The organism is Marinobacter sp. UBA2498 (assembly GCF_002341575.1).
GTDB classification, from domain to species: Bacteria; Pseudomonadota; Gammaproteobacteria; order Pseudomonadales; family Oleiphilaceae; genus Marinobacter; species Marinobacter manganoxydans.
In genome coordinates this window covers 12,932-26,555 of the sequence record NZ_DDOI01000059.1, presented here as the reverse complement: position 1 = coordinate 26,555, position 13,624 = coordinate 12,932, and the positions used below count along the sequence as shown (strand labels likewise).

Here is a 13,624-nt window from a genome sequence, read left to right as displayed (position 1 = left end):
TGTCTCACCACCTTGTAGTTGTATGTCAGGTTTGCATTTACTGTGCTCATAGCCTTACCAATGGGTTTAAAGTGGGGAAATATGCGGGCGCAAGTATGGAGAAACGATTAGCTGTTTGCAATGACTCAGGTCAAGTCCTGACATCCGTCAAATGCGCCGAAATCAGCAACATGGCTTCCTTTTCAGTGCCGTTATTGGAGTTGTTTCAGCTAAGGGAATGTGTGTTGCCTGAGTGCAATGATAGTCGCTTAACTGGATGAGGTGAATTCTGTGGAGTTGATTAAGACCAAAGGCTATGGGAATGAGCCGAAAGTTGTACTGATTTTGGCCCACGGCGCGGGTGCGCCGGCCGATTCGACCTTCATGGAGGAGCTTTCGGCAGCGCTGGAGCAAGAGGGCATTGAGACAGTACGTTTTGAGTTCCCGTATATGCAGAAAAGGCGTCTGGATGGAAAGAAGCGACCGCCCGACAGAGAGCACGTGTTGCTGGACTGCTTTACCCGGGTGGTTGATCAGGTGCGATCAGATTGCGGAACTGGCAGCAGGGTACTGGTGGGTGGCAAATCCATGGGTGGACGCATGGCAAGCATCCTGGCGAGCCGTCGCGAGGGTATTGATGGTGTCGCCTGCTTTGGTTATCCCTTCCATCCGCCCGGTAAGCCCGACCGCTGGCGTACCGCGCACTTCCAGAATGTGAGCTGCCCTATGCTGGTGCTTCAGGGGACAAGGGATCCATTCGGGAAACCGTCCGAGATGGCTGGCCATGAGCAGGAGTTGGAGGGAATCCGTTTGCACTGGCTGGAAGGGGGTAATCATGATTTCCAGCCGCTGAAAAGCCAACCACAGACCCAAGCGGAGCTGATCGTGGTGGCTGCCCGGGAAACCCGGATCTTTGTGGACGAGCGGCTTTGAGCCTCATCTCTACTGCACCCCGACAGCCTCAGAGAGCTCAGCGCGGTTGCGGCCCCTGCTTTTTGCACGGTACAGGGCCTCATCGGCCCGTTCGAACAGTTGGTTCTGGGTCTCTCCGGAGACGAGTGACGCGATACCTGCGCTGAGGGTTATTCTCACTTTGTTGCCGTCTGGGGAGAGCAGTGGCGTCCTGGCGATGTCTTGCAGCAATGCAGAACAGACATTCAAAGCTCCATTTGCATCGGTTCCGGGCAGCAGTAACGCAAACTCCTCACCACCGAATCGGATGGCAACATCCCGGGGACGTTTCACGTGCCGGGTCAGCATTTCGGCGATGAACTGAAGGCAGCTGTCCCCAAAGCCATGGCCCCAGGTGTCGTTAATGTTCTTGAAATGGTCGGCATCGACCAGCGCCAGGGTCAGTGGCTGGGACGTGCGCCGCGCTTCGGCGCACAATTCCGGGAATATGTTGTTCAGGTGCCTTCGATTGTAAAGGCCGGTCAGGGCGTCGTTCAGGCTCAATGTCGATAGCTTGCGGTTGGCCTTTTCCAGTTCCCGCATGGTGTTCCGCAGCTGCGCGGTTCGTTCATGCACCTTGAATTCCAGTTCTGTCCTCGCATTATGTTCCACGTCCAGAAGCTTCTGGTTCAGCAGGCGCCACCTCTGCACCATCGCATAGTTCAGCAGGATCACCTGTCCTCCCACTGCGGATTGCATCAGCGCCTCCCGTGCAAGAAAGTCATGCAGATAGCCAAAAGCCGCCAGGGCATAGATCAGGCCACCAACGAGCATGATCAGCCAGGCCAGCAGATACCACATAGCCGGCTGATACCCCTGTTTCCAACGAACCGCTGCGATGATGAACAGGCTTGAAATAACCGTCAGTGCAAGAACGGTATTGAGCAGAATGGTTTTGTTGTAGGGCAGTATCAGTGTTAGTGCCAGGAAGCCAATGCAGAACCAGGCCTGCCCTTTGAGGACTGTTTCCGAGATGGTTCCGCGGTCTACTTCCAGGAAGGACCGGCCGAAAAGGATCATGGCCAGGGCGCAAAGGGACAAAGACAAGGGGATGGATGTATTGGCAAAGCCCGGGTTGTCTGGCCAGAAGTACTGGTTCGCGAAGCCGCCCATGGCGAACAGAAAGAGTCCGAGTGCTGCCAGGTAAAACGCGTTGTAGAAGTAATAGCCGGTCCCGGAGCTGAAAAACAGCAGCAGGTTGAAGACCGCAAAGACCAGGAGCGCGCCGTAGAATAGCCCGTGGGTCAGTGTCAGATGATTACTGCGGGCAATGACTTCTGCCAGGGTTTCAAAGCTGAGCGGCACGTTCAGAGCGCCATTGCTGTGGATTCGGATCGTCAGGGACCGGGTTTCACCGCCATCCAGTGTGACGGGAAGCAGAAAGTACCGGTAGTCTACCGCCCTGGACCCGAAAGGCCGTTGATCTCCGGTAACCAGTGTCTCTGTAGTATCATTCCCCGTCTGCCAGAATGTGACTTCGTCCAGCAGCGGGTAGTTGAGTTTCAGATACCAGGCGGCCCGCTCAGCGCCGGAGTTCCTGACGTGCAGGTGTACCCAGTAAACGGATTTGGTGTGGCTGAATACCAGGTCCCGGCCGTTTGCAGGGGTCCAATTGATATTTCGGGGGAGTTGGTCCGGATTCCTTGCTTCATGTCCGGGCGCGCCCGGCGGCGCACTGTAATAGCAAACGTATTGCATCAGGGAAGCGCGGGCAGCAGTATCGGTGGCCTCGAGGACAGGGCAGTCCGACGCCATCGAACCCGTGTCTGGCAGCGCCAGGGCAGGGGCCAGCAAAAGGCAGAGAATGGCAATCAAACGCAAAACGGACGACATTCATGGCTTCCCGCGGTTATCAGAGCGGGAAGTGTAGCCAGAGAAGACAATCTAAGCTGTTAAACAGTTTCAACTTTTACGGGTTGGTCTCCGACCCTGATTCAGGAAATGCATGGAACAGATTCTTGTGTTTTGCCGGCCAGGCTTTGAAACCGAAGCCGGCCGTGAAATGACCGACTCAGCCTCGGAGCGAGGTATTTTCGGGTATTTCGAGCCCCTGAAAGACCAGGGGCTGGTGCGCTTCTACCCGGCAGTTCCGGAAACTGCCGATGATGTGATGGCTCGTCTACCTCTTGAGGAGCTGGTCTTCGTCCGTGACTGGATTGTCGTTCTCGGGCAATTCAGACTGCCAGAGACCGACAGAGTCGGTGCCGTTATCGAGGGAATCCGTGGACTTGGGCGCGGTTTTCCGGGTTGTGCGCGGCTGGAAGTCCGGTTACCGGAAAACAACGCGGATGGAGACCTTGGAAACTTTGCCCGAAAGTGGGTGTCGCCGCTCTCCCGAGGTTTGCGAGGAGCCGGCCTCCTGAAGGCTGACCAGAATGCTCCTGCGCCGGCGCGTCTCGAGGTTTTCCTCCCCGATTTTACGTCGGCGGTCGTCGGTTTCAGTCTGGCGGATAACCGGGCACGTTACGTTGGTGGCATCCCGCGCCTGCGGCTGCCGGCATCAGCGCCCAGTCGTTCTGCCCTCAAGCTCGAAGAGGCCTGGAAGGTGTTTCTGCCTCCGGAACAGGAGCTGGACTACCTTGGTGGTGGCAAGAAGGCCGCGGATCTTGGGGCCGCTCCGGGCGGATGGACCTGGCAGCTTGTGCGTCAGGGGATGATGGTAACCGCAGTGGACAACGGCCCAATGAACCCTGAATTGATGGCCTCTGGACAGGTGGAGCATGTTGAGGCGGATGGTTATGGTTGGCGGCCAAGGCGCGGCATCGACTGGATGGTCTGCGACATTGTGGATCAGCCCCGGAAAACGGCAAAATTGGCTGTGACCTGGCTAGGTGACGGCCTTTGCCGTTACACGGTTTTCAATCTGAAGCTGCCTATGAAAAAGCGCTATGACGAGTGGCTGATTTGCCGGGACATTCTCGTTGATGGCTTGAAAGAGGCGGGCATCGGTTTTCGCCTTAAAGCCCGCCACCTTTACCATGACAGGGAAGAAATAACCTGTTTCATCGAGCGGACGGGTTAAAAGGCGCTTTGCTCCAGCACTGTAATGTGCTCTTCTTCGTCCATCATGGGGATAAGCTCCAGCATGAGTTCACGGCGCTCATCGGAGTGAAACCATCGATCCCAGTCTGCTTCGGAGCGCCAGTTCGCCAGTGTTATCCGGTGATTGGGGTCGTGGCTGTCGAGCAGGGTTTCGCCAGAAATGAAACCGGGGGCACTGACAGCCTGCTGCAGAACCTTGCGCGACCGTTCTTCGTAGGCTGTTTCAAGGGTTTCGGCAATATGGCGTTCGATCAGAACCCGGATCATGAGAAACCTCCAAGTGGTTTAACTGTTATAAACAATAATTTAGCAGGTTTTTACGAAAAATCAGGTTCATTGACAGGAGACGACGTGTGACCGCAACTGACTACGACCTTGAGCTGGACGCCCGGGGCCTTTTCTGCCCGGAACCGGTCATGATGCTTCATAATCGGATCAACGATGTCCAACCTGGTGGCGTGTTGCGGGTTGTGGCGACAGACCCCTCTACCACCCGGGACATACCGAGGTTCTGCCAGTTTCTCGGCCATGAACTGGTGAAACAGCTGGAAGAGGACGATCTGTTTATCTACCTGATACGCCGGGGACAATAGCGATTTTGTCAGTCAGACTTCCGGCTGCAGCGCCTGCAGGTGACCAAGGAATTCCTCCCGATCCATTTCGCCCAGCACTCTTCGTTGGGCAATTTCTTCCCCGTTGCTGCCATAAAATAGTATGGCTGGAGGCCCGAACAGGCCCAGTTCGTCCAGCATGGCCTGCTGCTCGGGCGTGTTGTCCGTCATGTCGATCTGAAGCAGGGTGAAGGGGCTGAGCGCCTGGATTACATCCGGTTTGCTGAAAACATTGCGTTCCATCACCTTGCACGAGATGCACCAGTCGGCGTAGAAATCGAGCAGCACGGGCCGGCCCTGCTCACGAGCCTGTTCTAGCATCGCCTGAATATCCGCTGGCCGTTCGACCCGCACGAAATCAGCGTGCTGAATGCCAGCGGTCCCAATGCCGCCTGACGATGCCGAGGCAATGGTGAATGGTGCCAGGGGTTTTAATGGGTCATTGGCGCCACCCACGGCGCCTGCCAATAACGCCAGACCATAGGCGAAGAGGACCAGGCCCAGACCTTTACGAGTGCGCTCCCAGCCCGCCTTGGCAGCGTCAAAGGCCCCCAGTTGAACGCCGGTGATGGCGACCAGGAGGCCCCACAGGGTCAATGCCAGCCACCCCGGCACCAGGCGCTCTACCAGCCAGATGGCTACGGCCAGCAACATCACACCATAGAAGTGCTTCACGGCGGTCATCCAGTGGCCGGTTGTTGGCAGGAGTTTCCGGCCACCCACCGCGACCAGAATCAGAGGAATGCCCATTCCAAGTCCAAGCGCAAACAGGGCAACCCCGCCGATTACGGCGTCCTGGGTCGTCGAGATGTACAGCAGGCTGCCAGCGAGTGGCGCAGATACGCAGGGCGATACGATCAGCGCTGACAGGGCGCCGATACCGAAAATACTGAATACCCGACTTCCCGTGAGCCGGTGACTGGCATCATTGAGTGGTTCGCGAATAAAGCGAGGCAGCTGGATTTCAAACAGATCGAACATCGACAGTGCGAAAACGACAAACATCAGCGCAAAGACGCTCAGAACCCAGGGTGACTGCAATTGTGCCTGAAGATTGAAGCTGGCCCCCAGCAGGCCGGTCAGCACGCCGGCCGCAGCGTATGTGAGTGCCATGCCCAGCACATAGCTACCGGACAGGAGCAGGGCATGGCCGGTTGTCCGGGTGTTTCTGCCGGAAACCAGCGAGGAAATAATCGGGACCATGGGCAACACACAGGGGGTGAAGGTGAGTCCCAACCCGAGGAGCAAAAATACACCGGCAATGACCAGGGTGGATTGCTGGGCCAGAAAGCCGGCGAGGCCGGTGGCGGTTTCCGTGTCGACGGGAACACTGTCGCCTGACGCAAAACCAGCTGTTGCGGCGGTCTGTGAGCCGGATCCGCCGCCACCCTGGTAGAACAGTACATCCCGGGTCTGGGGCGGGTAACACAAGCCTGCTTTGGCGCAGCCCTGGTAGGTTACCTGAAGTTCTGCTTCCCGAAGGCCAGCAGGCAGCGCGACAGGCACACGGGCGTCAACGGGATCAAAGAAAACGGTGGTTTTGCCGAAGAATTCGTCCTCGGTCACCGTGCCTGGCGCCGAGAAAGTGGGTTCGCCCAGGCTTACCTCGGGATTTGTAGCGGTGATGCTGATCCGGTCGCGATACAGGTAGTGCCCGGGCGTGATATTCCAGGAGAGAACCACGGTGTCAGCGTTGGTTGAGAAACTGAAGGGCAGTGCTTCGTCGACGGGCAGAAAGTCGCTACCCTGGCCACCGAAAAGCGAGCCTCCATTGCCGCCGAGTGCCCAGGCGGAGGGGGAACTCAAACACACAAGGGCGAGTGCCAGAATCAGGCCCAGAGGATTCGCCCATTGGCGTTTTATCGTCGTTACTACAGCAAAAGCCATCATTGATTGTAAGATTTCCCGGTTGGTGTCTCTCTGTTCAGAGTCTTTTCAATTGCGACTGTTACACCGCAATCGGCGCCGGCGCAAGCCAGCCATGGACACGACGTGACTGTCAAAGTTCCCTCTGGTATTGGGGGCGGTAAAGTCGCACAATAGCCACCCAATGAATCACAGTCCAAATGATCTTATCATGCTGTTTAATGACCTTTTCCGGGAAGCATACCGGACAGTTCTGGTCAAAGGCAGTGATGAACCTGAATACTTGCCTGCCAGCGATCCGGAAGGTCTCGCACAGGTCGTTTTCGCTCACGGCTATTATGCCAGTGCTTTGCATGAAATAAGCCACTGGTGTATTGCTGGTGAGCACCGGCGCACACTTCATGACTATGGTTACTGGTACTGTCCGGATGGCCGGACACTGCAGCAGCAGCAGGCTTTCGAGCAGGTTGAGGTCAGGCCCCAGGCCATTGAGTGGTTGTTTTCGGTGGCCGCAGGAGCCCGTTTTCACATCAGCGTGGACAACCTCTCCGGCGTTGGCGCCGCCGATGAAGAGCGGTTTCGGCAAAGAGTCAGAGACCAGGCAGGTGAGTATCTGGAACAGGGGTTGCCGCCCCGGGCCCAGAGATTTTTTGACTCGCTGGCCACATTTTACGGTACCGGAGAAACCTTAGAAGAACGCTGGCATGAAGATGCCCGACGTATCGCTCCGCTATATTCTGAATCAGGACATTCCCAGGAAAACTGAGACTTTATGACATCTGACCCAAAACACACCGGCGATCTGAGATTCAGCGATCTGAACCTCGACAAACGTTTGCTGGATGCCATTACGGCCATTGGTTTTGAATACTGCACACCCATTCAGGCCGAAACACTGCCCTGGACACTGGCCTGCGAAGATCTGATTGGTCAGGCGCAGACCGGCACCGGCAAAACCGCTGCGTTTCTGATTACGGCGATCCAGAGTTTGCTGGAAACCCCGATTCCCGAAAAGGACCGTTTTGCCTCCGAGCCGAGGGTTCTGGCCCTGGCGCCAACCCGGGAACTGGCGATGCAGATCGCGAAAGACGCTGAGCAACTGTGCCAGCATACCGGGCACAACGTAGTAACCGTTGTCGGTGGCATGAACTATGACAAGCAGCGCGATCAGCTGCAGAATGAGATCGTCGACATTCTGGTTGCGACCCCGGGCCGTCTGATCGATTTTCTCGGATCCCAGGACGTGTTTCTGGACCAGCTCGACATCCTGATCCTTGATGAGGCTGATCGCATGCTGGACATGGGCTTCATTCCCGATGTGAAGCGCATTATCCGCAAATGCACACCCAAAGAGGAGCGCCAGACCCTGCTGTTCAGTGCCACGTTCAACCAGGACGTGCTGAACCTCGCCTCCATGTGGACCAGCAACGCGGAGTTTGTCGAAATTGAACCGGAGCAGAAAACGGCGGAGCGGGTTGAGCAGACCGTCTACCTGGTGGGCGACGATGAAAAGCTGCCGGTGCTCGTCAATTTCCTGAAGCGGCCGGAAGTGGAAAAGGCGCTGGTATTTGCCAACCGCCGGGATCAGTGCCGCGACCTGGAAGAAGATCTGAGGAATCAGGGCGTCAAAGTTGCCCTGATGTCAGGCGAAATAGCCCAGAACAAGCGCCTCAAAACCCTGGACCAGTTCAAAAAAGGCAGCATCCAGGTCCTGGTGGCCACCGATGTGGCTGGCCGTGGTATTCACGTCAACGGCGTCACCCACGTTTTCAACTACAATCTGCCTGATAATGCTGAAGATTATGTGCACCGGATTGGCCGCACAGGCAGGGCTGGCAAACACGGGGTTTCCATCAGTTTTGCCGGTGAGGATGACTCGTTCGCGCTTCCCGCCATCGAAACCTACATCAGCCAGAAGCTGAAGACTGCCGTGCCCGATGAAGCGCTCATGGCGCCGATGGACAATCCGCCAATTACCCGCAAGCGCGGTCGTCGCCCGCAGGGTGGCGGTGGACGTGGTCAGGGTGGGCGCAATCAGCGTCAGCGCAGGAACTGACAGGGCCGAATATCATCATGTTGATCGTAGCAGACGAAAACATTCCCTTACTGGATTCCTTTTTCGGCGATATCGGCGAGATTCGCCGGGTATCCGGCCGTTCCATGTCGAACGAGGATGTCCGGGATGCCGATATCGTCCTGGTTCGTTCCGTCACCAGGGTAAATCGTGAGCTCCTGGAGGGCAGTCGGGTTCGGTTTGTTGGCACAACCACCATCGGTACCGACCATGTCGATCTCGACTGGCTCGAGGCCGCGGGTATTCGCTTCTCGGCGGCGCCCGGCTGCAACGCCAACAGTGTTGCCGAGTACGTTTTGTCTGTGCTTTCGCTGCATGCCGAGCGGCGTGGCCTTGCAGACTGGTCCCAACTCAGTGTTGGTATAGTCGGGGTCGGCAATGTCGGTGGCGAACTGGCCCACAAACTGGAACGCCTTGGATTTGATGTGCGCCTCTGTGATCCGCCCAGGGCGGATCGGGAAGAGGACGACCAAGAGTTTGTGTCGCTGGAAGAGGCCATGAAGTGTGATGTGGTGTCCCTGCACACACCTTTGACGCGAGAAGGGGACCATCCCACGCTGCATATGATTGGTCATCCCGAGCTTGAGGCTCTGGGCGCAAATCAGCTCCTTATCAATGCTGGTCGTGGAGAAGTCATCGACTCGTCAGCATTGCTGGCCCGGCTTGACCAGGGTAACGCGCCGACCGTGGCGCTGGATGTCTGGGAACAGGAGCCGAGGATTCACCCCGAACTGGTTGACCGGGTCTGGCTGGCGACACCGCACATCGCCGGATACAGCCTCGAAGGCAAGGTTCAGGGGACGGAAATGATCTACCAGTCGCTTAGCCAGTTTCTGGGCTTGCCGGTTCGCAAAAAAGCCGGCCAGTTTTTACCCGAGCCGGCGCTCAGCAAGATTTCCTTTACCAGCTCGGCCGACGAAGAAGATGCCATCCGCATTGCGCTGAGGGCTTGCTATGACCCTCGTCCCGACGATGCCCGGCTGCGGAATGCCATGACCGGATCCGTTGAAGAGCGAGGTGCGGCGTTTGACAGGCTCCGTCGTGATTACCCGGTACGTCGGGAGTGTTCCAGTCTCAAGATTCAGCTCAAGGGCACCAGCAAATCGCTGCAGGACAGTTTCCGGGCCATTGGGTTCAAGTTGAAAATCTGAACGAGTCTCACCTGTACAACAAAAAACGGGGCCCGAGGGCCCCGTTTTTTTACAGCTTGGCGTGCTGCAATGCCTGTATCCGGTCTTCCAGGGGCGGATGCGTCATAAACAGGGCGCTCAGGCCGCCCCGGGCTCCGCGATTGATGCCGAATGCCTGGAGCGAATCCGGCATCTGATCCGGCACTTCACTCTCCTGTTTCAATCTTGCCAGCGCGCTGATCATGGCTGTGCGCCCCGCCAGTTGGGCGCCAGCGATGTCGGCCCGGAATTCCCGCCGGCGGGAGAACCAGAACACGATCGTGCTGGCCAGAATGCCCAGGACAATCTCGGCAACGATGCTGACGGCGAAAAACCCAAGGCCATGCCCACTTTCGTTCTTGAATATCACCCGGTCAACAAACGAACCGATGACCCGGGAGGCGAAGATCACGAACGTGTTCACCACACCCTGAATCAGAGCCAGGGTCACCATGTCGCCATTGGCCACGTGGCCGATTTCGTGGCCCAGAACTGCCCGGATTTCGTCCTTGTTGAAGCGATGCAAAAGGCCCTCGCTGACGGCGACCAGGGCATCGTTCTTGTTCCAACCCGTTGCGAAGGCGTTGGATTGGGACGCCGGGAAAATAGCCACCTCCGGCATTCCGATACCGGCGTTCTTCGCCAACTCGGCTACGGTATCCACCAGCCAGCGCTCGGCAGGTGTTCTCGGGGAATCAATAACCCGGGCCCTGGTGCTCCACTTGGCCATTCGTTTGGATATCAGCAGAGACACGATGGCGCCGGCAAATCCGAAGACCGCCGCGAAGGCCAGCAAAGAGCCATACTGAATACCATTCTGGGCGAGGTAGCTATCCACGCCCAACAGCCGCAGTGTAAAGCTCGCGACAAGGATGACAGCAAGGTTGGTTGCCAGAAACAGCAGAATACGCATGTTGGTGCCCTGATCAGTTCGTCAAAGAAAATAAAGCCGCTATTCAGACCGTTATATGCGGTCGCGGTTCAATCAATCAACGAGCTTACGGTGATTTAATAATTGCCGCGGTCGGCAAAAAAGGTTGCCTGCATGATCTGGCTGATTCGGGCGGAGTTCCCCCCGCGCAGCGCCTTGCGAATCAGGTGGATGTGAGTGGAAAGATCCTCCTGAACGGAAGGGGGCAGATTACCGGCAGCCGTTTCCTCGGGGATTCCGAATTCGCTGGTCAGAGTCTCTGGCGCCGGCGCGCTCAGGCGGATAAAGGCGTCTCTGGTCAGAACCGCCTGGTCCAGAGCTTCCTGGCGGATGGTGTCGACGTACCGGAGCAGACCTTCCTCTGCGAGCCAGAGCAGGGCGCCGAAACAGGCCATGTGTCGCTTGCTGTGCAGGCCAAATTCGTCCGGCTCATCCGGGCCGGCAATGTCCTCGACAAACAGGTTGATGCGCCTGGGAAAGGCACCATACAACTGCACCAGGGCAATGGCCGCATCCTTGTAGAATTCCTCGACGTGAATATCCGCCATGGTTTTCCCCGTTATTGCTGGTATTGGCCAAGGAAATTGCCGAGCCGGCCCATGGCATCCTCGAGGGTATCTTCCCTGGGCAGGAACACGACTCTCAGGTGCTGCCTGTCATCGATATTGAAGGCCGACCCCTGCACCAGGAGGATCTTCTCCTGCAACAGCAGGTCCAGAACCAGTTTCTCGTCGTTCACGATAGGGAAGTGCTTGGGATCCAGTTTCGGAAACAGGTAAAGCGCACCCTGGGGTTTGACGCAGCTTACGCCCGGAATGTCGTTAAGCATGCGCCAGGCGGTTTCCCTTTGCTCGTAGAGCCGCCCGCCTGGTGCCACCAGATCGTTGATGGACTGGTAGCCTCCCAGGGCTGTCTGAATGGCCAGTTGGGCCGGAACGTTGGCACACAAGCGCATATTCGAGAGCATGTCGATGCCTTCGATCAGATCTTTCGCCCGGTGTTTTGCTCCACTGACGATCATCCAGCCCGAGCGGTAACCCGCTGCCCGGTAATTCTTGGACAGGCCGTTATAGGTAAAGAACAGCACGTCGTCGGCCAGCGAGGCGGTCGAGATGTGCTGGGTACCGTCATAGAGGATCTTGTCGTAGATCTCGTCCGACAGAATAATCAGGTTGTGCTTGCGGGCCAGTTCGATGACCTGCTCGAGAAGCTCCTTTGAATACACTGCCCCGGTCGGGTTGTTGGGGTTGATCAGAACAATGGCACGGGTCCGCCGGGTGATCTTCTTGCGGATATCGTCAATATCCGGAAACCAGTCCTGCTGTTCGTCGCAGCGATAGTGCACGGGCTTGCCGCTGGAAAGTGTGACGGCTGCGGTCCACAAGGGGTAGTCGGGGGCCGGGATCAGGACTTCGTCGCCGGTATTCAACATGGCCTGCATCGTCATAACGATCAACTCGCTGACGCCGTTGCCCAGGAAAATATCGTCGATATCGACCTTGTCGATACCCCGCTGCTGGCAGTAGTGCATGACCGCCTTGCGGGCGGAGAACAACCCCTTCGACTCCACATAGCCCTGGGCCTGGTGCATGTTGTAGATGACGTCCTGCTGGATTTCTTCCGGGACATCCAGTTCGAACGCTGCAGGGTTGCCAATATTAAGCTTGAGTACCCGGTGACCCTCTTCCTCAAGCCGGCGTGCCTCCCGCAGAACCACGCCACGGATTTCATAACACACGTTATCCAGCTTGGCGGATTTGTAGTAGTTCTGCATAAGACCCGGACGTCCTTCTTTTGAGATCGAAAAATGGCACCTGCCAATACGAGAGGCCTTTATTCTAGCGGAGCGAGGCCCGGCGGCAACAGGGGAATTATGATGAATTGTGTCGTGTTAAGGCAGATTTAGCACACAAACCTGAACCGGTTTTTAAAAATGATCGCCGTAGAGCCTGCATTGCCATGGTTTTTTGGTCTGTGTTGTGAACAATGGAGTCACGACGAACACAAACATCGAAGGGAGAGCTTCATGGCAGGCGAGACGGTCTACGATTTTACGGTAAGGGATATCAAGGGTAATGAACAAAGCATGGCAGAGTACCGGGGCAAGGTGCTCCTGATCGTGAATACCGCGAGTAAATGTGGTTTCACACCGCAATTCGAAGGCCTGCAGTCCCTGCACAACGAATTGGGGAGTAAGGGGTTTGAGGTTCTGGGTTTTCCCTGCAACCAGTTCCTTAATCAGGACCCGGGCGACGAGGATGCAATTAGCCAGTTCTGCAGTCTCAACTACGGGGTCGACTTCCCCATGTTTTCCAAGGTCGAAGTCAACGGTGATGGCGCCCACCCACTGTTTCGCTTTCTCAAGCATGAAGCCAAGGGACTGATGGGGTCTGAAAAGGTCAAGTGGAACTTCACCAAGTTCCTGGTAGCTCCTGATGGCAAGGTAGTCCGTCGCTATCCGCCTACAACCAAGCCGGAGGATATTCGGGCCGACATCGAGAAACTGTTACCGGCCTGAAGGTCGCGGTCAAATCGCGGGGCGCCAGCGGTCGATGACCGTCCTGAGCTCTTCGCGCTTGTACGGCTTGGTAATGTAGTCGTTCATGCCTGAGGCGAGGCAGTCCTCGCGGTCGCCCTGCATCACATTTGCGGTAACAGCGATGATCGGCAGGTCTTTCCATTCGGGGTTTTGCCGAATCCTCTGTGTTGCTTCGTAGCCGTCCATAACCGGCATCTGGCAATCCATCAGTACCAGGTCATAGTGGTTGTTTTCCAATGCCTGTATGGCCTTGAGGCCGTTCTCTGCGTGATCTGTGCGATGGCCGAGTTTCTTGAGCAGGCTGACGGCCACCATCTGGTTGACCTGATTGTCCTCCACCAGAAGGATTTTCAGGGAAGCCTCCGTGCCGGTTTGCTCATCGTCTTCCACGGCGGTAGCCGTTTGTTCCTCGCTGTTCAGCAGCCCCGCGGCCAGAAGCAGGCAACGTAGCAATTCATCCCG

The 13,624-nt window shown here is 56.9% G+C and carries 14 protein-coding genes; 7 read left to right on the top strand and 7 right to left on the bottom strand.

Annotated elements, in window-relative coordinates; genetic code table 11:
- Positions 1 to 270: 270 nt before the first annotated feature.
- On the top strand, positions 271 to 912 hold the full coding sequence (locus B2W52_RS07315) for an alpha/beta family hydrolase (RefSeq protein ID WP_092029817.1): 642 nt from the start codon (positions 271 to 273) through the stop codon (positions 910 to 912).
- A gap of 9 nt (positions 913 to 921) precedes the next feature.
- Here the strand turns inward: B2W52_RS07315 and B2W52_RS07310 are convergent, their stop codons facing one another.
- On the bottom strand, positions 922 to 2,763 hold the full coding sequence (locus B2W52_RS07310; RefSeq protein WP_092029815.1) for a sensor domain-containing diguanylate cyclase: 1,842 nt from the start codon (positions 2,761 to 2,763) through the stop codon (positions 922 to 924).
- 112 nt (positions 2,764 to 2,875) lie between these two features.
- Here B2W52_RS07310 and rlmM point away from each other — a divergent pair, with 112 nt between their 5' ends.
- Complete coding sequence (rlmM, locus tag B2W52_RS07305) at positions 2,876 to 3,952, top strand: 23S rRNA (cytidine(2498)-2'-O)-methyltransferase RlmM (protein ID WP_092029813.1); 1,077 nt, start codon at positions 2,876 to 2,878, stop codon at positions 3,950 to 3,952.
- Here rlmM and B2W52_RS07300 read toward each other — a convergent pair.
- Complete coding sequence (locus B2W52_RS07300; RefSeq protein WP_014577445.1) at positions 3,949 to 4,239, bottom strand: antibiotic biosynthesis monooxygenase family protein; 291 nt, start codon at positions 4,237 to 4,239, stop codon at positions 3,949 to 3,951. The two genes, rlmM and B2W52_RS07300, sit on opposite strands and share 4 nt — an antisense overlap.
- An 86-nt stretch (positions 4,240 to 4,325) precedes the next feature.
- On the opposite strand from B2W52_RS07300, the gene tusA reads away from it, so the two are divergent.
- Positions 4,326 to 4,565 (top strand): sulfurtransferase TusA, encoded by a 240-nt coding sequence (tusA, locus tag B2W52_RS07295; RefSeq protein ID WP_014577444.1) that lies wholly within the window; start codon positions 4,326 to 4,328, stop codon positions 4,563 to 4,565.
- A gap of 12 nt (positions 4,566 to 4,577) precedes the next feature.
- On the opposite strand, the gene dsbD is transcribed toward tusA, so the two are convergent.
- Entirely contained in the window at positions 4,578 to 6,473 is a 1,896-nt protein-coding gene (dsbD, locus tag B2W52_RS07290; RefSeq protein WP_273070447.1) for a protein-disulfide reductase DsbD, read from the bottom strand.
- A 187-nt stretch (positions 6,474 to 6,660) separates the two neighbouring features.
- On the opposite strand from dsbD, the gene B2W52_RS07285 reads away from it, so the two are divergent.
- The 3 genes from B2W52_RS07285 to pdxB are packed head-to-tail and all read left to right on the top strand — an operon-like array spanning position 6,661 to position 9,674.
- Positions 6,661 to 7,215, top strand: coding sequence for an elongation factor P hydroxylase (locus B2W52_RS07285; protein ID WP_092029810.1), 555 nt, complete (start codon positions 6,661 to 6,663; stop codon positions 7,213 to 7,215).
- A gap of 6 nt (positions 7,216 to 7,221) precedes the next feature.
- Positions 7,222 to 8,505 (top strand): DEAD/DEAH box helicase, encoded by a 1,284-nt coding sequence (locus B2W52_RS07280; RefSeq protein WP_053112247.1) that lies wholly within the window; start codon positions 7,222 to 7,224, stop codon positions 8,503 to 8,505.
- 17 nt (positions 8,506 to 8,522) lie between these two features.
- The gene (gene pdxB / locus B2W52_RS07275) at positions 8,523 to 9,674 is read left to right on the top strand and encodes a 4-phosphoerythronate dehydrogenase PdxB (RefSeq protein WP_092029808.1); all 1,152 of its coding nucleotides are present in this window, start codon (positions 8,523 to 8,525) and stop codon (positions 9,672 to 9,674) included.
- Positions 9,675 to 9,723: 49 nt separating this feature from the next.
- Here the strand turns inward: pdxB and htpX are convergent, their stop codons facing one another.
- From htpX to B2W52_RS07260, 3 genes are all read right to left on the bottom strand, one after another.
- Complete coding sequence (htpX, locus tag B2W52_RS07270; protein WP_053112243.1) at positions 9,724 to 10,605, bottom strand: protease HtpX; 882 nt, start codon at positions 10,603 to 10,605, stop codon at positions 9,724 to 9,726.
- A gap of 95 nt (positions 10,606 to 10,700) precedes the next feature.
- The gene (locus tag B2W52_RS07265) at positions 10,701 to 11,171 is read right to left on the bottom strand and encodes a hypothetical protein (protein WP_088557032.1); all 471 of its coding nucleotides are present in this window, start codon (positions 11,169 to 11,171) and stop codon (positions 10,701 to 10,703) included.
- 11 nt (positions 11,172 to 11,182) lie between these two features.
- Complete coding sequence (locus tag B2W52_RS07260; protein WP_014577437.1) at positions 11,183 to 12,397, bottom strand: pyridoxal phosphate-dependent aminotransferase; 1,215 nt, start codon at positions 12,395 to 12,397, stop codon at positions 11,183 to 11,185.
- Positions 12,398 to 12,649: 252 nt separating this feature from the next.
- On the opposite strand from B2W52_RS07260, the gene B2W52_RS07255 reads away from it, so the two are divergent.
- The gene (locus tag B2W52_RS07255; protein ID WP_092029806.1) at positions 12,650 to 13,141 is read left to right on the top strand and encodes a glutathione peroxidase; all 492 of its coding nucleotides are present in this window, start codon (positions 12,650 to 12,652) and stop codon (positions 13,139 to 13,141) included.
- A 9-nt stretch (positions 13,142 to 13,150) separates the two neighbouring features.
- Here the strand turns inward: B2W52_RS07255 and B2W52_RS07250 are convergent.
- Positions 13,151 to 13,624, bottom strand: a 474-nt coding sequence (locus B2W52_RS07250) for a response regulator (protein WP_286802176.1), incomplete at its 5' end; no start/stop codon positions are given.